Genomic DNA, 15,328 nt, shown 5'->3' on the forward strand with positions numbered 1-15,328 from the left:
GTACCGTCTACAACCGTACCTACAGGATCGACCGCATGGCCATCAACACCCTCACCGATGCCGACTGCCGCAAGGCCACGTCCAATGACGGCAAACTGCGTAAGCTGTTCGATGGGCACGGCCTGATGCTGGCCGTGCTGCCGAGTGGGAACAAGGTTTGGCGGATGGCGTACCGCAATTCCGCCGGCAAGCAGCAAACGGCCGTGATCGGCCCATATCCCCTGATCAGTCTCAAGGATGCGCGGGAGCGCCGCGATGCGCTGCGCCTAAAGCTCATCGATGGCCAGGATCTCAAAATCACGGCCAAGGGCAAGCCATCGGTATCGCTGGACGCGGCAACCGCCAGCTATTGGGATGGGCGGGCGGATCTGACCGATGGCTACAAGACGAATGCGCGGCGCGCTCACGAAATGTACCTGGCTCCCACCTTGGGCAAAGTTCTGGTGCGCGACATCACGAAGGATATGCTGATGGACGCGTTACGGCCGATGGATGCGGCCGGCCTGACTGTTTATGTCCGCCGGGTCCGGATGTGGGCAAGCCAGGTGCTGGAGTGGGCAGTCCAGCACGGCCACTGTGACAGCAATCCGGCTTCAAGCATCAACTCAAAGGTCGCGTTCTCACGTAAAAAGCGCGTGGGCTTCGCACACCTGCCGCTGGCCGACGTGCATCCGTTCCTGGAACGCCTGGCGCTTGAGGAGGACATCCAGTCGGTGCTGGCCTGTAAGCTACTGGCGTTGACGTGGACCCGGACCGACGAGCTGCGGCGTATGACCTGGGAAGAGATTGAGGGCGATGTCTGGCGAATTCCGGGCAAACGTATGAAGGTGGGGCGTGAGCATCTAGTTCCGCTGTCGTCGCAGGCGCTGGAGCTACTGGAGGAAATGAAAACGCGGTCGCGCGGCAGTAAGTATGTGTTCCCCAACGATCGGACCGGTAGCCGGCCGATGAGCGAAAACGCGATCCTCTACTTGATTCATCGGATCGGCTTCAAGGGCAAGATGACGGGGCACGGGTGGCGCAAGGTCGGTTCGACCTGGGCGAACGAGAATGAGTACAATGCGGATCACGTTGAGATGCAGCTGGCACACACCGAGAAAGACGACGTGCGCGGCACATACAACTCGGCGGAGTACCTGAAGCAGCGCCGGGTGATGCTTCAGGACTTCGCAGAATGGCTATTCAAAGCAGGTTGATGCCAGCGGCGTGCAGCGTCGACAGTCGCCAGCCGACGGTGCGTTGCGTGATGGCGATGTCGGCGGGTGGGATCTTCTTGTCGCGCAGATAGCGTCGCAGCGTTTCCGACGTAATGCCCAGCATTTTATACAGGTCCTGACGATAGATGATGCGGTCGTCAGGGGCAGTCTTGTTTTGGACGACTGCTAAACTTGTCGTGGGTTCGTGATTGCTCATCGCATTTCCTTCTAAATCTTATCTGCCTGTTCGGCAGTCGGTTTGTCGTCCAAGGCAAGCTTTGCCTTGGCAATGAAAAATTCTGCGCTGCGGATGGCGTCCTGCAGCTGCGAGGAATTCCAGGCTTCCAGACCGCGCTGTATTGCGGTACTGGCATCCTTCAACGGAATAAGAGCGCGGGCGACGGCGGGCATTGGCTGCGGCGCTGGTGGGGTGGCGAACCGAACCATTAGCCTGCCTCCTGGGCAGTTCGTCGGGCCTGCTCGCGGGCAAGCAAAACCCAGCGCCCACGAATGTGGCCGTGCTGCGCAATAAGGTGTTCCCGCTGTTCCGCAGTGAACGTCAAGGCGCGCTTGATGTTGCGGTGGAAGGTGACGCTGCAGCCATCGGTGGAAACGTAGTCAAGGTAATACTGCTTGCCCTCCAGCGCGCCGCGCAGCACGTAGATTTTCTGCTTTGCCATCACGCATCGCCTTTCGGCGCGGTTTGCCACGCCCACCATGCGCCGCGTGCGGCGTGGAAGGCGTAGTCGTCGTGGTCGTTGGCTTCGCGGGTCAAGTTGTAGCCCTGGCGGCGCGCTGCTGCTTCAAATTCGGCGCGTTGATCGCCTGCGCCCACAGCAGGCTGTCGGACCCGTTCCGGCGGGTGAATAGGGCAGGGCCAGCGCAGGCTGCCGTTACCGCTTGGACAGGAGCAATTAGGGTTCTGGCTATTATGATTGCCTGCCTCCGCAGCACCGCGTCGAATATCGCGCAGGCATCCTGGCCTGCCCTCGCTGGGGTAGGCGCACGGCGCGTCACCGTCGTTACCGTTGCAGCATGTGCAGTGATTGCCAGCATTGGCGGCAATGCTTCTGTAGCCGTAACGCCTGGCCGCCGCTGAGTCTACTTGTATCGTTGCCACCTTGGCGCGTTCCTCCGCCAGCATCGACGCGAGCGTCTCGCTGTCCGCGATCTCGCGTTGCAGCCGTTGAAGCGGCGTTTCGCCGTCCTTGAGATATGGGGCGAAGCCGACCGCGTCAGCGCCGCCCACGTCGGCGCCAGCGACCGTCAGCTTGAACAGGGTGATCGCCGCGTCGAGCGGGCCGAATATCTGCGGGCGCTGGTGATCCAGCAGAGCGTTCGTGCGAACGTGGAAGCCGCACACGCGTAGCACCTTGATCATTTCTTTATCCGTCTCGTTGAGAGAGGTTTGGGGCTTTTGTTGCTCAGTCATTGGAATGCTCCGGTATGGTTATTTCGCATGGGCGCACCGGCTTGGCGCTCCCCTTCAGATAAACGACCATTTCGTCGTCGCCATCGTGCCAGCAAAAGCCGGCAATGAATTTTTTGACGCCGTCGTGCAGTACCTGGCGGCAGAGCTGCTTGGCGCGGTGGATGCGCAGATCGTGTTTATCTGCGTCGTCGCGGTGATGGACGGTGTTGCTCATGCTGGCCACCAGTTCCAAAGCACCAAGCAGACGAATATCGCGACGCTCACGAACAGCTCGGTACCGGTCGGCGGCTCGTATTTTGGTGGGGCTTTTTTAACGTTCATGCGGCCCTCGCGAATGGCAGTTCATGGGCGGAGTTGGCCCTGATGATCGCTGCCGCCGGCGGTGGTGAGACGCTGTTGCCGATCATGCGCACCTGAGCGTGCTGCGGTAGCCGCTTCGTGACGATCTTGCCGCGCGCATTGGTATAGGTGTACTCCGGATCAAGGACATAGTCCGGCGGCAAGCCTTGGCAGCCGGCCAATTCGGCCGGAATGAGCATCCGTAGTCCTATGTCGCTTACTTCCCAGACCACGCCGTGGATAGTGATCAATTCAGGGCGTTCTACCCCTGCTAGGCTTGGGCAATAGGCCCAGAGGAATTCGCGAATTTCTTGCCGGCGCGCCAGGTATGCGGCGTCCTCGGCGGCGGCGGGCGGCACCAGCTCTGTACGTACTTCGCCATGGTGCAGGCCACCCGCACTGATCGTACCCAGAGGTTCGTTGGCGGCGGCTGCGTTGCTCGTGCCCCGCAGTTTCACCAGGTTGCTCACCACGACCGCGTGACGGTTTTCGCAGGTGATAGCCGACAGAGGCTCATCGACGCCCCATACGGCGTTTTTATTCGATTGGTGGTCGATGCCCGTGACGAAGGCGGCTTGCTGGCTCTCGTCCTTCGGTCGCGACAGAGTCGCCGTGGCAAGCCCGATGCGGTCTTTGGTAACGATCGCTGGTAGCGGCTCGTCGAGGCCCGCATTTTGGCTGCCTCCGCTGTAGTATTGGACCAAGGACGCAGTCACCAGGCCAATGCCATGTGCAGCGCCAGCTGGGCGCGAGCAGTTGCCGCCACTGGTGATGGTGGCGAGGGGTTCGTCCATTCCATGGCCTACGCTGCCGGAGTTGAACTTGGTGATGTGGGCGGCCATCAGCGCATGCTTGCCGCCGCCGGCGACGACGGTACCCAGTGGCGCGCGGATGTCCTGAACGCGCGGCTTCTGTCCTGGCGCCTCGCCATAGCCCATTTGCACGATGGCCGCAGCTAACCGGTCGTTGACGATGAACGGGTTGGCAGCATCCTTGACGTAGCGTTCGAATCCTCGGCCAAGCCGGCGCAAGGTCGGTACAACCAGCGGCTTTTTGCGGCCGAAGATCGAGCGTGTAGGCACGTCCCAGCGGATGAAGTCAGCGGTCGTTTTGAACGGCAGCACTTTGCCAGCCTGCACGGCCGGCGAGTCCGGCGCACCGTGCGTCGGGGTTGGCCAGCGAATTGGAAGTCCATCACGGCGCATGACCATGTACAGTCGAACACGGCGCGTAGCAGCGCCGAAGTCGCGCGCTGAGATGATTCGCCACTCGACCGCGTAGCCCAGCCCAGTATACAGGCGCTCCATGGGAAAATCGTCGCCCAGTACGGACTTAATTTCTGGCACGTCCGGGTGGTCGGGGGCGATGCCATTCGTGAGCACCGCGATGAAAGCTTCGAACGTGCGGCCCTTGAATTCCTTGATAGGCTTGCCTTTGGAATCCAGAGGACCCCATCCGAGGAATTCCTCGACGTTTTCCAAGTACATCAGCCGTGGCGCCATGTACACGCCCCATTTCGGCACAACCCAGGCTAGGCCGCGCGTTTTCTGGTCGAGTATGTTGTCGCCCTTTGCGCGCGAAAAATGGGTGCACGTAGGGGAGAACCAGACACTGCCTACAGGCTGGTTCCTAGTTATCTTGATTGGGTCCGGAAGAAACACGTCCTCGGTATAGTGCTTGGTGCCGGGGTGATTCGCTTCGTGCATACACAGCGCTTCGCCGTCGTGGTTGATCGCGATATCGGGTTCCCGGCCCAGCGCGATGCGTAGTGCGGTGCTGGCGCCGCCGCCGCCAGCGAAATTGTCGATGACCAGCTCATGGCCGAAATCGAGCGGAACAGTAAAATTATCGCGTTTCACGTGATGTCTTCCGATGACTTTGCGCCGATGGCGTCGCAGAACACTTCAACGGCCGCGACGGCCTCGGAAAATTTGTTGACGGGGATGCGCACCATAGCGCCGTCGATGCCGGCCACGGCCTGGCGCAGCGCTGCGGCTTCGGTATCTTTCAGGCCGACCTTGCCAATGCGTTCAAAGCGGTCGACCACGGCGTTCAGCGTGTCGGTGGCGCGGTCCAGTGCGGGGGCGACCAGGCCCGCGCGGTTCAGCGCCGCCAGCATCTTGGACAACGTGTTGTAGGTCACCGGCGACGGCGCGCCGATCAGCGCCTCCGCCGCGAGGCGTAGCTCCAGCGCCAGGCGCCGGTGCGTCTCGGTGACCATGGGCACGTTGCCCTTTGGGAGCCGGCGGCGCATGCTTACGCCTTGCCGTGCAGGACGGTGTAGCTGCCGGCGCCACGCACCTGCTGGACGTAGCCCTTGAAGGCTTCCTCCAGCGCGAGGTGAGGGCGGTCCAGTTCGTACCAGAACTTGACCTTGCCGCCGCCCACGCGCAGCTTCAGGCGCGCGTTGATGCGGTAGCCCTCGCCACCCTTGAATAAGCGTGCGCCGATGGCGAAGGTTCGCGGCACTTCCATTGCGGCCGCGCCGCCAGCGCTGGTGGTCAAGTTTTCGGTGTACTCCAGTTGCACCTGGCCATTGTCCAGCCGGCGCGCCGAATTGAAGTTGACTTCGTTCTTTGCCTGCAGCGACAGCGCCACCAGCAGAAGCTTGTCTCCGGACGGCTCGACCACGTCGGCGATATTGTCTTCCAGATGAATCGCGAACGCCTCTTGATCCATAGCCTTGCCGTCATTCGCTGCCCAGGTCTCGTATTCCTTGCTCAGTGCTGCCGTGAACACGGCACGGTGGTCGCGCCAGCCGGCGCCGTCGCCGGCACCGACGTTGCCGTGGTCGTTGAAAATCGCGGTCAGCGTGCGCGTGTCGACGTCGGCGAAGATGCGCGTCGTTGCCGGACTGCCTTGCTCCTTCACGTAGGTCAGGAAACTGTCCTGATCCGACAGGTACACGGTGCCTTTCTTGCGCGCTGGCGAAAGGCGAGCGGCATCGATCGCTGCGGTCAGATCGACGTTTTTGTAGCCGTCAGGGACCAGCAGGTGGGTGATGCCGTCCACCGCGATGACGGCATTCGAAGCCGCCGCCATTGCCAGCATCTTGCTCAGCGTGCTGGCGTCGAAATGGGCGTGCTCTGCCGGGATGGTTGTCACAGCGGTGCCTTCGGTAGCGCCTGGTTGATTTTGGTCGATCATTGCATTGCTTCCTTCAGTTCAACTGGCTTGCCGCTACCTGCTTCGCGGAGGTCCAGGGTGTGTTGGCGGGGATGGTTGCGTGACAGGTTGTCATCGTCGGTGACGAAGAAATAGTCGTCGCCGCGTTCCGGCTTCGGTGCCTTGATCGTCACCTTGTCGGTGATGACGACCTTGCTGACCTCGTTGCCGCGCGCGGTGGGCTTCACCTTCAGTTCGAGGGTGATGGTGCCGGCCTTGCCGGTGTCGCGCACGGCGGCCAGCAGTTCCTTCATGCCGACGGTCAACTCGCTGTGCGTGCGGCCGTCGCGAAGGTCTTGCAGGACCAGTGCGAATGCTTTTTGCGTCATTGGTTTTCCTCTTGGCGCAGATGGTTGATGGGCAGCGCCACGGTGCCGCCGTCGATGGTGCTGACAGTGGCTACCTTGGCGCCGTTGCTGATGTCGGTCACGATGTGATCCACCGTGCCGATTTGTAAGCCGGCGTCACTATGGAAGCTGACGGTGGCGCCGGGTTCGATCACTGCGCGCATGCTTGGGTGATCAGAATTTCTTGCCGCCAGCAGCCAGGCGTGCTGCCGGCTTGTGGTCGGGGCGCTGCAGATTGAAAGCCAGCTTCTCGGAGATTGCAGCGCCGAGGTCGAAGCCACGGCTGCCGGCTAGGTCGAAGATGCGAATCACGGCGTCCGCCAGTTCGACTTCGAGCATCTTCCGATTCGGCAGCTTGTCGTCCATCAAGTCCTTGCGTTCGCCCTCCATGCCTTCGGCGATCTCGGAAACGATCAGCATCAGCATTTCGCCAGCGTTGCGCTCGATGCGGCGGCCGGTGGCGGGATCGTTCCACCAGCCGCTATGGACGGCGGCGCCGTGGCACTGCTGGTCGAGGATCTGGCCGGCCGTGAGCAGCGCCGGGGCGTTAAGTTGGAATTGAGGCAGGGCGGTGGACATGTCGCTTCCTTTCAGTCGTTGTCGTTGGCTTGCAGCTTCTTTACATCGGTGCGTGCGCGGCGCTGCATGTGATACCGCGCGCGGTTTTCAAGAATGATTCGAAGTGCAGGGTGTGCCAGCACTTGCTCCAGCGCCAGACCCGTTCTCAAGCCGCGATTTGCGACTTCAAGTGCGGCTTGATCTGGCGCTGGCGTTTGCATGGTCTACTCGACCAAGCCGGCTTCGCGCATCGCGTCCTCAAACTTGATCGCGCGCGGGAAGTTAGGATTGGGCTCCAACAGGAAGATGATTGCGTCCTGCGGGATCGGCTTGGTGTCGTGGTCGTAATCCAGCGCCTGCGACTTGCCGTAGTGCGCCATCAGCGCCTCGGCGTTCTTCGTCTTGCCGACGCCGCGCGGGCCGTAGATAAACACAGCTGCCTCCGACGATTTCTTTTTGGCTTTTGCCATGGTGTTGCTCCTGGTGGTGGGGTAATCAGGCTTCGGCGAACCCGGCGGCGACCAAGGCCGCCTGTCGCTCTGGTGCGCGGCTTGCATAACCTGCGCTGGTGACCACGCCTTGCTTCTCCAGCTGGAGGCGCACGTCGCCCAGTTGCACGGCGGTCATGTGGTTCAGCATCACGGTGATGATCTGGCCGGCCTGAATCAACTCCGCCGCGAGTAGGTCGGAGGCGTTTGCCGGCGCCAGTAAACGACGGGGGAGGGCGGCTTTTGCGGCGATATGACGCGCCCAGATGGCGCGACCCTCGGCCACGCCGGCGTGGAAGGCGTCGAAGGCTACGGTGCCCGTCTCATACAGATCGTTCAGACGCAGGCCCGCGCTGGCGGTCTCCAGCGCCTTCTCGACGCCCACGCGGTACGCCTGGCTACGCGCAGGGCGCGATGGCGGGAATGCGGTGGCGATCATGTCGGCGATCTCGATGCGGTTCAGCGGCTGGATCAGGTCATTCATCTTCATTTGCGGCTCCGGTTCAGAGGGTGGATGGTGATTGCCGGCGCTGCGGTATCGCTGTAGCGTGCGGCGATGAGTTCGCCCACGGCGGCGCTGCTGGTGCCGATAGCGAACGAGTGGATGGGCGGGAAACCGGTGCGGCGCACCGTCACGGTGTAGGCGGTCATGGGGCCACTCGGGCGACGACGAGCCGGTCATGGGCGCGCTGCGCCGCTTCGAGGCGCTGCTGGTAATACGTGGCGTTCACGTTGTCGCGCACGTATTTCGTGAGCGTCTCAATCTGCAATGAGAGCGCCGTGGTTGCCTCGAACAGGTCTTCCCACGTCAAGGCTTTAAGCGCGGCTTCGCGCCCTGGAGAGACATCGTTGGTGGCCATAGCTCGGCGCTCCGTGTCGGCTGAATTATTGAATAGTCGAATGCTTAAATTGCGATGCTGCGGACTGCACGCGCGCGGCCGGCAACCGACTTGCGGAGGGTGTCCTGGCTGCCGTCGTAGAAGTACTGATACCAGGCATAGTCGGTGTCGACCTCGTGCTGCTCGCCGGACCAGTACCAGGCTTCTTTGAATTCTTCTTTGAGGTTTGCGAACAGCAGGCTCTGCTCGCGGCGGGTCGGCAGACGACCACCAGCGGCAGCGGCGAAAGCGACGGCGGCGTCCCAGTTCAGCTTTTCATCGCCAGGCAGCAGGATCAGGTGTTCGTCGGGCTGGCCGTTCTGGCCGCGTGCGATGCCGGCGTAGATGCCGCCCTCAAACGGAGCGCCAATGGTGGCAGGGATGGTTTTCAGGGAAGGGGATGCGGCTGGTGCAGCGGTTGCGGCTTGGTCGGCGTGCGACATTGTGTTCTCCATCGGTTGGTGAATCGATGGAGGTATATTAAGCGCACTTAAAAACAGAAGCAAGAAAAATTTTAGCGCGCTTAAATATTTTGTATTACGGCGTTATAGGGCGAGCCTTCTCTCGGGCTTTCCGTTCGGCCGCAAGTTTGATATCTTGCTCGTTCGGCGGCGTAGTAAAAGTCGTCCAGCACTTGGTTTTCGATGCGCAGAGCATCTTGATGTTCACATCCTTATGAGACCAATTTGCACTTCGTTCGCTTTGGCTGCTGGGGATGCCAAAGCGAGTGGAAATTGATACATAGATGTCGGAGCGCTGGATACCGTCAGTGTTAACTTTGAGCTGAGTGATTGTCCGGTCGCGCTGCATGGAAAGCTCGAAACCCGCATAGGAAGCCCACGCTGGCCGTGAGTCGGGATCTGGGAGGTGGATGTGCCCGTTGTGCGAGCCATCGCTATGACGGAATGGCTGCCCCACCCAGCATATCCTCCTCGCGTTTTCTGTGTTGAAGGGGCAGACAGCCGGCGAATACGGAAGCTTGTCGCCAAACGGTACTCCTAAGATGCGCGTGGGGTCTGCGGCAGCGAATGCCGGGAATACAAGCAGCAACGCAAGTAGGAGACGATTCAAGATTTCACCCCTAGAAATTGGTGCCTTCTCGCCGAACCACTCGGCCCACTACAATACACTCGACGCCGCGACATTGTTTACGGTGATACTTGCGCTGATCAGTGTTGTCCGATGCAAGCCACCATTGTCCGACATCGCGTACCATGCGCTTTAAAACCGCTTCACCCTCGTAATTCACGGCGTAGACATGATTATCTACAAGCTTTGTGTCGTCGAGATTGATGATGACTGTGTCGCCATCATAAAAAGTTGGCTCCATGCTCTCGCCCCTAACCTGCACAGCGATCAAGCGATGAGGGTTAAACAAATTTGAGTCCGCCCATCTCCGAGGAATGGCCATGACTCCGCCATCGTGTGGGTCTGGCTCCGTTTGGATACCGGTTATTCCTGCCTGGAGCTTCAGTTTTACCTTCGGGATTTGGTAAAAAATCGAAGCATCATCGTCCGCCACTACAACTCTTTTTGCCCCCGGCACGAGTGCGCGAGCCAAATCGCCATCACCGTCACCATTTAGCAGCCAGGAGGGATCAACGCCGAGGGCTGCGCACAAATTTGTGAGGTTAGCCCCTTTTATCTCTTTGGTAATGCCGGACTCCCATTGAGTAATGGTGGCCGGGGATACGCCTAATTGCCTCGCCAGGTCCACTTTTTTTATAGACTTTGCGGTGCGCGCCTGTGTTATTCGTTCGTTCCAGTTCATTAAGCTACCTTAAATCAAATCGGCTTAAGTGCGTTGAAATTTTCATTGCACTTAAATTTAAGTGCGCTTAAAATTGAGCCATGGATACCATTCAAACCCCAGGCGAAGTCATTGATGCTCTCGGCGGATCTTCCGCCGTGGCGCTCCTTTGTGATGTCAGCATCCCTGCTGTTTCGCAGTGGAGGCAGTCTGGGATACCGAAGGCCCGATTGATGTTCCTAAAGCTCGCTCGACCAGATGTTTTCTTCGAATCGGGTCTTGTGCGGGACTCTAAGCCGGATACGCCTTCGACAGAAGTATCGCATTAACATTTTTAAAACCTTGCATATTTATAACAGGTCCGCGCATGAATGCTCTTGATGCTTTCCATTCCACGGTTCACAGCTACCCCGGTGGCTGCGAAGCACTTGCTGCTCGCATGGGCGTCGTTCCTGCGGTGCTGCGCAACAAAGCCAATCCCAACTTCGAGCACAACAAGCCCACGCTGGCCGATGCCGACCTGGTGATGGCGCTGAGCGGCAACTTCGCCGTGCTGCATGCGCTGGCGCTGAATCATGGCCACGTGTGCGTGAAGGTCGAGACCGACGTGACCGCTGCGGACATGGCGATCTTCGCGCTGCTGGCGAAGTCCGTCGCGGCGCATGGCGATGTCGGCGCCGAGCTGTACGCGACGCTGGCCGACGGGATTGTCGAGCCGCATGAGGTGCAGCGCTTTGAGGAGGCTGCCTACCGTGCCACCGCCGTGCTGAAGTCGATGGTTCAACGCCTTAAGGGCATGGTCCAGAAGTGAAGGAGAGTAGCATGCGTTCACGCCGCGTTAGTCGCGTTAAACCGCCATTTGAAGGTGCCGGTAATAAGCAGTTTCGCCGCAGGGTGGTTCGCCAGATCGAGCTACATTTTCATAAAAACCCGGTAGGCCTCGGCGTTGGCGAATGCTGTACGACCTGCGGCATCGATACGGTGTCCATTGGCGGCGCACCATTTGGGGAAAGTTTCCGGATCGATGTAGGCCTTGATGACCTTCTTACCCTCCCTGGAGAATTTCTTCCGACCTTGCTCCGCCTTGTCTTGCCATTGGAGAAATGTCCTCGGCAGATTGTCACCATCTTCAAACATGGCTTTTAGTTGATCGTAGTTTTTTTCGTGATACCAGACTAAGGCGATGGCCTGAACTTGAGGTGCGTCACTCACGCGACTCTCCTAAGAATTAAAAACTAGATAATAACTGAGGTACGAATATGTCAGCCCATTTCCTTCAGATGCCCGTGAGCGTAGCCCAAGATTTGGATACTGTCGCAGCATGACTCTTGACGATCTGATAGCGGAAATGCGTGGTCACGGCCTGCCGGCGTTGCCTGGCGACGGCCTGCCGATCCGCAATGGCAAAATTCATCGCTTCGGCAAAGGCGGCAAGAAGGCCTGGTATCGCTTGCGCGAACTCACGCTGGACAATGGACAGCAGCAGATCGTTGGCTCGTTCGGCCAGTGGCACGGGCGTGATCCTGGCACCGTGTCGGTGACCTTCGACTGGACCGGCATCACCGATGCTGAGAAGGCTGAATTCGAGCGGCGTCAGGCTGATCTGGACAAACAAGAGCAGGAGCGCAAGGCGCGAATCTCCGCTGCGGCTGCTGGGCGTGCGCGCGGTCAGTGGGCGATGGCGAAGGCCGTCGCAAATCCTGATGACATCGCCTACCTGAAGCGCAAGCAGATCAACGGCGCATTTGCGCGGGTAACTGCCGACGGCATGCTGTTGATCCCTGCGCGCAAGTATCGTCGCGATGTGCGGCCGGAGCTGACCAGCGTGCAGAAGATCGCGCCGGACGGCAGCAAGAAATTCAACACCGGCGCCGAGATGACTGGTGCCGCCTGCCTCCTGGGCACTATCGACGACACCACACGCCTGATCGGCGTGGCAGAGGGCTATGCATCCGGCCAGTCGGTGCGTATCGCGACCGATGAGGCTATCCCGATCATGGTCGCGTTCAGCGCTGGCAACCTCGCTGCTGTTGCGCGCCAGCTGCGCGCTGACTTCCCTGATGCGGTGCTGGTGTTCTTCGCCGACGACGATTGGCAAATCCACCAACGATACGCGCGCGATCTGCTGGAAGATTTCGACATCGAAACGCCGCCGACGATTGACGGTATGGATCACACCTGCCTGACCAAGGGCGATGATCGCGTCACCGTTCGCGCCTGGCATCGCGCCGACGCAAACAGCACGCCGTTCATTGAGGCGGACGTGCGGTGCGGGCGCCGGATGCAGCGTTGGAAGTTTGAGAACGCCGGTATCGCGTCGGCCCGTGCGGCCGCGCGTGAGGTTGGTAACGCCGAGGTGGTCTATCCGGTGTTCGCTGCTCGTGGCGAGAACAAGTGGACTGACTTCAATGACCTGCATGTCGAGGAGGCGATCGATGTCGTGCGCGCCCAGCTGGCCCCGATAGTGCTGCGCCTCCTGTCCGCACCGGCCGAGTCGATGTCTGAATCTCCCGCACCCTCTGTGTCGCTGGCGCCGCCAGGCGAAGGTGTTGCCGGTGCTGGCGGCGGTGACGAGCCATCCACCGCATCAATAGCAGACCCATCAGGTTCCCCGGCCCCCTCCGCCGGCGATGAGCCGGGAGTGATGGGCGGTATTTTCACGCTGGGGTGGGCGCTCTCTCATTGTGCCCTTGTGCAGGGTTCCACCGACGTGTGGGATTCCTTGAATAAGCTGCGGATGAAGCGCGCCGCGTTCGTCGATATGGTCGGCAAGGATGCCGCGAAGTCCTGGGCAGCTCACGGCGCGCGGCGCACTATCAGCCCACGCGATCTGCCGCGCACCATACGCGGCGTTGCCGTAGAGGACGGGGGGGCGGGGGAAGACCACATCGTCATGATGCTCGATCGCTACACGTTGCTCTACGGGACCAAGACCGTGTGGGATGCCTACAACCGCTCGATTCTCGGCTACGACGCGATGACGCTGGCGCGCGGCATCGAACTGTCATCGCGGTGGTTGAAGCATCCACTGCGGCGCGAGGTCGATCTCGATAAGCTGGTGTTCGATCCGACCCAGAAGGTGGACCTTGACACCCATATCAATATGTTCCAAGGCTTCCCACTCATCCCGAAGAAGAACGATGCGCACGTCGATCTGGTGCTACAGCTGCTGTACAACCTGTGTTCGCACGAAAAGAATGCCGATGAGGTGTTCCGCTGGGTGCTGAGCTGGCTGGCCTATCCGCTACAGCACCCTGGCGCCAAGATGCAGACTGCCCTGCTTTTCTTCGGTGAGAAGCAGGGCACGGGCAAGAGCCTGTTCTTCGAAGGCATCATAAAGCCGATCTATGGCGCCGCCGGCGCGACCGGCGGCCAGCACCAGCTGGAGGCAACATTCACCACCTGGCGATCACAGAAACTGTACGTCGTGTTTGAGGAAATTCTCTCGCGGCAGGACAAGTACAGTCACTTCGGTGTGATCAAGCACATGATCACCGGCCGGGATGCGTCGATCACGCAAAAGTTCAAGGATGACCGGACCGAGGCCAACCACCTGAACTGCGTGATGCTGTCAAACGAATTCCAGGCCGTGCCGATTGAGCCGGAAGATCGTCGATTCCTTGTCGTCGAGGCGCGTGTGCACCCTGGCGAGGAGCTGCTGGAGAAGATCAAGGCGCTGCTGGAGCGGGGCCTGATTGAAGCGTTCTACGCATTCCTGCTGGAATACGACGTGGGCACCTTTAATGAGCACACCAAGCCACTGATGACACCGTCGAAAGAGCGTGTCATCAATTTTGGCCGCCCTGATTGGGAGGCTTTCTACCTGTCGTGGAAGGCCGGCGATCTGGCGGCGCCGTACTGCTGCTGCCTGTCCGAGGACCTGTACGTCGTCTACTCGCGCTACTGTAACCGATTCGGCTTCCGATCGCTGTCGCTGACGAAGTTCTCCGAGCTGCTCGCCCAGCGCGTGGCAAAGAGCCGTCAATGGGTGCAGCTTGGTGTCAAAAAGCAGCTGCTGACGGTATTCCATGTTGAGAGCGACAGCACCGACACATTGAGCAAACAGTGCCAGACGTTCCGCGACCTCGCTGATATCCGGGTGGGGGCATGATGATCGCGCTCAATTTAACACGGTCTTACGCAGCTATCGCAAAGCATGATCTCTCGAAACTCAGTCTCCATGCGGGTTCTACAGGGTTAACAGGGTTTGCATGGGTAACGCGCACACGCACGATTATTTCGCAGAGTGCCTATTTACTTGCCCTTTCGTTTAGTTCTCTCGTGCGCGTAGATCAAACTATGATAACCCTGTTAACCATGTTAAGCACCAGTAAATATAAGGGCTACTTCATTACAAGGCTCTCCATTGCGCCTGTAATAGCCTGCAAAGGAGATCGTAATGGGCGTTGATGTTCGCGAGGCCATCGCCTCGTTGACCGCTCTGACGGATGCGAAAGCGAAGCAGGTCAACTTTGCGACGCGGGTGGCGCTTACACGCACCGCTCAACTTGCAGCGAAGGCCGAGGTCAAGGAAATGCGCGACGTGTTCCGCAACCCGACGCCGTACACGCTGTCCAGCGTCTACGTGAAGCCGGCCACCGCACATCGGCTGGAGGCTACGGTGATGCTGAAGGATGAGGCTACGAAGGCGGTGCCGGCGGCGAAGTTCCTGCGCGCACAGATCGATGGTGGCCAGCGGGTGCAGAAGCGATTCGAGCGAGCGCTCCAGGCCGTTGGCGCCATGCCGGCAGGGTACCGCGCTGTGCCCGGCTCCGGCGCCCGCAAGGATGCGTACGGCAACATGAGCAGCGGCCAGATCGTGCAGATCCTGGCCTTCTTTCGCGCCTTCCCTGAGATGGGTTACAAGGCCAACATGACCGACAAGGGGCGCGCCCGTCTGGCGCGCGGGTCGAAGCGTCAGCAGGGCTACACGTACTTCGTGGGCCACCCAGGCGATCGGCTGCCTCTCGGCATCTACCAGCGCGTCGCCTTCGCACGCGGCACTGCGGTGCGGCCGGTGCTGCTGTTCGTCCGATCAGCCGTGTACCAAGAGCGATTCGACTTCAAGTACGTGGCTGAGCTGGCCACGGCCAACGAGTTCGCCAACGAGTTCGCGAAGGCACTGGTCGAGGCGGAAAGGACTGCACGATGACCGGAACAGTTGCAAAAACGAAA

23 protein-coding genes are annotated in these 15,328 nt (G+C 60.1%); 4 read left to right on the forward strand and 19 right to left on the reverse strand.

All coding sequences use genetic code 11. The features are described from left to right. Positions 1-35: 35 nt before the first annotated feature. Positions 36-1,196 carry a tyrosine-type recombinase/integrase gene (locus BLS51_RS27065; protein WP_090191664.1) on the forward strand — a complete coding sequence of 387 codons (1,161 nt, stop codon included), beginning with the start codon at positions 36-38 and terminating at the stop codon, positions 1,194-1,196. Here the strand turns inward: BLS51_RS27065 and BLS51_RS27070 are convergent. The 18 genes from BLS51_RS27070 to BLS51_RS27140 all read right to left on the reverse strand — a co-directional run bounded on the left by BLS51_RS27070 (position 1,183) and on the right by BLS51_RS27140 (position 10,174). Then, positions 1,183-1,413, reverse strand: coding sequence for a helix-turn-helix transcriptional regulator (locus BLS51_RS27070; protein WP_090191661.1), 231 nt, complete (start codon positions 1,411-1,413; stop codon positions 1,183-1,185). The two genes, BLS51_RS27065 and BLS51_RS27070, sit on opposite strands and share 14 nt — an antisense overlap. Before the next feature lie 11 nt (positions 1,414-1,424). Further along, positions 1,425-1,643 (reverse strand): hypothetical protein, encoded by a 219-nt coding sequence (locus tag BLS51_RS29595; RefSeq protein WP_139168798.1) that lies wholly within the window; start codon positions 1,641-1,643, stop codon positions 1,425-1,427. Next, positions 1,643-1,876 carry a hypothetical protein gene (locus BLS51_RS27075; RefSeq protein ID WP_090191659.1) on the reverse strand — a complete coding sequence of 78 codons (234 nt, stop codon included), beginning with the start codon at positions 1,874-1,876 and terminating at the stop codon, positions 1,643-1,645. Before BLS51_RS27075 ends, BLS51_RS29595 begins: the two co-directional genes overlap by 1 nt. Next, complete coding sequence (locus BLS51_RS27080) at positions 1,876-2,628, reverse strand: hypothetical protein (protein WP_139168799.1); 753 nt, start codon at positions 2,626-2,628, stop codon at positions 1,876-1,878. Before BLS51_RS27080 ends, BLS51_RS27075 begins: the two co-directional genes overlap by 1 nt. Then, entirely contained in the window at positions 2,621-2,842 is a 222-nt protein-coding gene (locus BLS51_RS27085) for a hypothetical protein (RefSeq protein ID WP_139168800.1), read from the reverse strand. The genes BLS51_RS27080 and BLS51_RS27085 overlap by 8 nt, the downstream gene beginning before the upstream one ends. A gap of 103 nt (positions 2,843-2,945) precedes the next feature. Then, positions 2,946-4,826, reverse strand: a complete 1,881-nt coding sequence (locus BLS51_RS27090; protein ID WP_090191651.1) for a DNA cytosine methyltransferase — start codon at positions 4,824-4,826, stop codon at positions 2,946-2,948. Continuing rightward, positions 4,823-5,221, reverse strand: a complete 399-nt coding sequence (locus BLS51_RS27095) for a hypothetical protein (protein ID WP_090191649.1) — start codon at positions 5,219-5,221, stop codon at positions 4,823-4,825. Before BLS51_RS27095 ends, BLS51_RS27090 begins: the two co-directional genes overlap by 4 nt. Before the next feature lie 2 nt (positions 5,222-5,223). Next, complete coding sequence (locus tag BLS51_RS27100; RefSeq protein WP_090191646.1) at positions 5,224-6,114, reverse strand: DUF2303 family protein; 891 nt, start codon at positions 6,112-6,114, stop codon at positions 5,224-5,226. Next, entirely contained in the window at positions 6,111-6,461 is a 351-nt protein-coding gene (locus BLS51_RS27105; protein ID WP_090191644.1) for a hypothetical protein, read from the reverse strand. Before BLS51_RS27105 ends, BLS51_RS27100 begins: the two co-directional genes overlap by 4 nt. Beyond that, entirely contained in the window at positions 6,458-6,643 is a 186-nt protein-coding gene (locus BLS51_RS27110; RefSeq protein ID WP_090191641.1) for a hypothetical protein, read from the reverse strand. The genes BLS51_RS27105 and BLS51_RS27110 overlap by 4 nt, the downstream gene beginning before the upstream one ends. Positions 6,644-6,653: 10 nt before the next feature. Beyond that, positions 6,654-7,058: a nucleoside triphosphate pyrophosphohydrolase family protein gene (locus tag BLS51_RS27115; protein ID WP_217636502.1), complete on the reverse strand. Its 405-nt coding sequence runs from the start codon at positions 7,056-7,058 to the stop codon at positions 6,654-6,656. Positions 7,059-7,069: 11 nt separating this feature from the next. Continuing rightward, positions 7,070-7,258: a hypothetical protein gene (locus BLS51_RS29600; RefSeq protein WP_139168801.1), complete on the reverse strand. Its 189-nt coding sequence runs from the start codon at positions 7,256-7,258 to the stop codon at positions 7,070-7,072. A 3-nt stretch (positions 7,259-7,261) separates the two neighbouring features. Next, entirely contained in the window at positions 7,262-7,507 is a 246-nt protein-coding gene (locus BLS51_RS27120) for a hypothetical protein (RefSeq protein WP_090191639.1), read from the reverse strand. A gap of 25 nt (positions 7,508-7,532) precedes the next feature. Then, positions 7,533-8,015 (reverse strand): hypothetical protein, encoded by a 483-nt coding sequence (locus tag BLS51_RS27125; protein WP_090191636.1) that lies wholly within the window; start codon positions 8,013-8,015, stop codon positions 7,533-7,535. Beyond that, positions 8,012-8,176: a hypothetical protein gene (locus BLS51_RS29870; RefSeq protein ID WP_175472702.1), complete on the reverse strand. Its 165-nt coding sequence runs from the start codon at positions 8,174-8,176 to the stop codon at positions 8,012-8,014. The genes BLS51_RS27125 and BLS51_RS29870 overlap by 4 nt, the downstream gene beginning before the upstream one ends. Beyond that, positions 8,173-8,385: a hypothetical protein gene (locus tag BLS51_RS27130; RefSeq protein ID WP_090191634.1), complete on the reverse strand. Its 213-nt coding sequence runs from the start codon at positions 8,383-8,385 to the stop codon at positions 8,173-8,175. The genes BLS51_RS29870 and BLS51_RS27130 overlap by 4 nt, the downstream gene beginning before the upstream one ends. A gap of 44 nt (positions 8,386-8,429) precedes the next feature. Then, positions 8,430-8,846, reverse strand: a complete 417-nt coding sequence (locus BLS51_RS29605; RefSeq protein WP_175472703.1) for an Lcl C-terminal domain-containing protein — start codon at positions 8,844-8,846, stop codon at positions 8,430-8,432. 638 nt (positions 8,847-9,484) lie between these two features. Beyond that, positions 9,485-10,174 carry an XRE family transcriptional regulator gene (locus tag BLS51_RS27140; RefSeq protein ID WP_090191631.1) on the reverse strand — a complete coding sequence of 230 codons (690 nt, stop codon included), beginning with the start codon at positions 10,172-10,174 and terminating at the stop codon, positions 9,485-9,487. Between the two features lie 346 nt (positions 10,175-10,520). Here BLS51_RS27140 and BLS51_RS27150 point away from each other — a divergent pair, with 346 nt between their 5' ends. Next, a complete protein-coding gene (locus tag BLS51_RS27150; RefSeq protein ID WP_139168803.1) occupies positions 10,521-10,964 on the forward strand; it encodes a phage regulatory CII family protein in 444 nt (147 codons plus the stop codon). Positions 10,965-11,065: 101 nt separating this feature from the next. On the opposite strand, the gene BLS51_RS27155 is transcribed toward BLS51_RS27150, so the two are convergent. Beyond that, entirely contained in the window at positions 11,066-11,365 is a 300-nt protein-coding gene (locus BLS51_RS27155) for a hypothetical protein (protein WP_090191624.1), read from the reverse strand. A gap of 109 nt (positions 11,366-11,474) precedes the next feature. On the opposite strand from BLS51_RS27155, the gene BLS51_RS27160 reads away from it, so the two are divergent. Continuing rightward, complete coding sequence (locus tag BLS51_RS27160) at positions 11,475-14,264, forward strand: DUF5906 domain-containing protein (RefSeq protein ID WP_139168804.1); 2,790 nt, start codon at positions 11,475-11,477, stop codon at positions 14,262-14,264. A gap of 288 nt (positions 14,265-14,552) precedes the next feature. Further along, positions 14,553-15,305 (forward strand): hypothetical protein, encoded by a 753-nt coding sequence (locus BLS51_RS27165; protein WP_090191619.1) that lies wholly within the window; start codon positions 14,553-14,555, stop codon positions 15,303-15,305. Positions 15,306-15,328 lie beyond the last annotated feature (23 nt).

It is taken from the genome of Duganella sp. OV510 (genome assembly GCF_900100205.1).
Classification (GTDB): domain Bacteria; phylum Pseudomonadota; class Gammaproteobacteria; order Burkholderiales; family Burkholderiaceae_D; genus Rugamonas.

Coding starts and splice junctions, on each gene's coding strand:
- BLS51_RS27115 (WP_217636502.1), bottom strand. CDS start 7,058: ATGTCCACCGCCCTGCCTCAATTCCAACTTAACGCCCCGGCGCTGCTC.
- BLS51_RS27080 (WP_139168799.1), bottom strand. CDS start 2,628: ATGACTGAGCAACAAAAGCCCCAAACCTCTCTCAACGAGACGGATAAA.
- BLS51_RS27095 (WP_090191649.1), bottom strand. CDS start 5,221: ATGCGCCGCCGGCTCCCAAAGGGCAACGTGCCCATGGTCACCGAGACG.
- BLS51_RS27075 (WP_090191659.1), bottom strand. CDS start 1,876: ATGGCAAAGCAGAAAATCTACGTGCTGCGCGGCGCGCTGGAGGGCAAG.
- BLS51_RS27070 (WP_090191661.1), bottom strand. CDS start 1,413: ATGAGCAATCACGAACCCACGACAAGTTTAGCAGTCGTCCAAAACAAG.
- BLS51_RS29600 (WP_139168801.1), bottom strand. CDS start 7,258: ATGCAAACGCCAGCGCCAGATCAAGCCGCACTTGAAGTCGCAAATCGC.
- BLS51_RS27105 (WP_090191644.1), bottom strand. CDS start 6,461: ATGACGCAAAAAGCATTCGCACTGGTCCTGCAAGACCTTCGCGACGGC.
- BLS51_RS27100 (WP_090191646.1), bottom strand. CDS start 6,114: ATGATCGACCAAAATCAACCAGGCGCTACCGAAGGCACCGCTGTGACA.
- BLS51_RS27140 (WP_090191631.1), bottom strand. CDS start 10,174: ATGAACTGGAACGAACGAATAACACAGGCGCGCACCGCAAAGTCTATA.
- BLS51_RS27125 (WP_090191636.1), bottom strand. CDS start 8,015: ATGAAGATGAATGACCTGATCCAGCCGCTGAACCGCATCGAGATCGCC.
- BLS51_RS27130 (WP_090191634.1), bottom strand. CDS start 8,385: ATGGCCACCAACGATGTCTCTCCAGGGCGCGAAGCCGCGCTTAAAGCC.
- BLS51_RS27160 (WP_139168804.1), top strand. CDS start 11,475: ATGACTCTTGACGATCTGATAGCGGAAATGCGTGGTCACGGCCTGCCG.
- BLS51_RS27120 (WP_090191639.1), bottom strand. CDS start 7,507: ATGGCAAAAGCCAAAAAGAAATCGTCGGAGGCAGCTGTGTTTATCTAC.
- BLS51_RS27065 (WP_090191664.1), top strand. CDS start 36: ATGGCCATCAACACCCTCACCGATGCCGACTGCCGCAAGGCCACGTCC.
- BLS51_RS29595 (WP_139168798.1), bottom strand. CDS start 1,643: ATGGTTCGGTTCGCCACCCCACCAGCGCCGCAGCCAATGCCCGCCGTC.
- BLS51_RS29605 (WP_175472703.1), bottom strand. CDS start 8,846: ATGTCGCACGCCGACCAAGCCGCAACCGCTGCACCAGCCGCATCCCCT.
- BLS51_RS27165 (WP_090191619.1), top strand. CDS start 14,553: ATGGGCGTTGATGTTCGCGAGGCCATCGCCTCGTTGACCGCTCTGACG.
- BLS51_RS27110 (WP_090191641.1), bottom strand. CDS start 6,643: ATGCGCGCAGTGATCGAACCCGGCGCCACCGTCAGCTTCCATAGTGAC.
- BLS51_RS27150 (WP_139168803.1), top strand. CDS start 10,521: ATGAATGCTCTTGATGCTTTCCATTCCACGGTTCACAGCTACCCCGGT.
- BLS51_RS29870 (WP_175472702.1), bottom strand. CDS start 8,176: ATGACCGCCTACACCGTGACGGTGCGCCGCACCGGTTTCCCGCCCATC.
- BLS51_RS27085 (WP_139168800.1), bottom strand. CDS start 2,842: ATGAGCAACACCGTCCATCACCGCGACGACGCAGATAAACACGATCTG.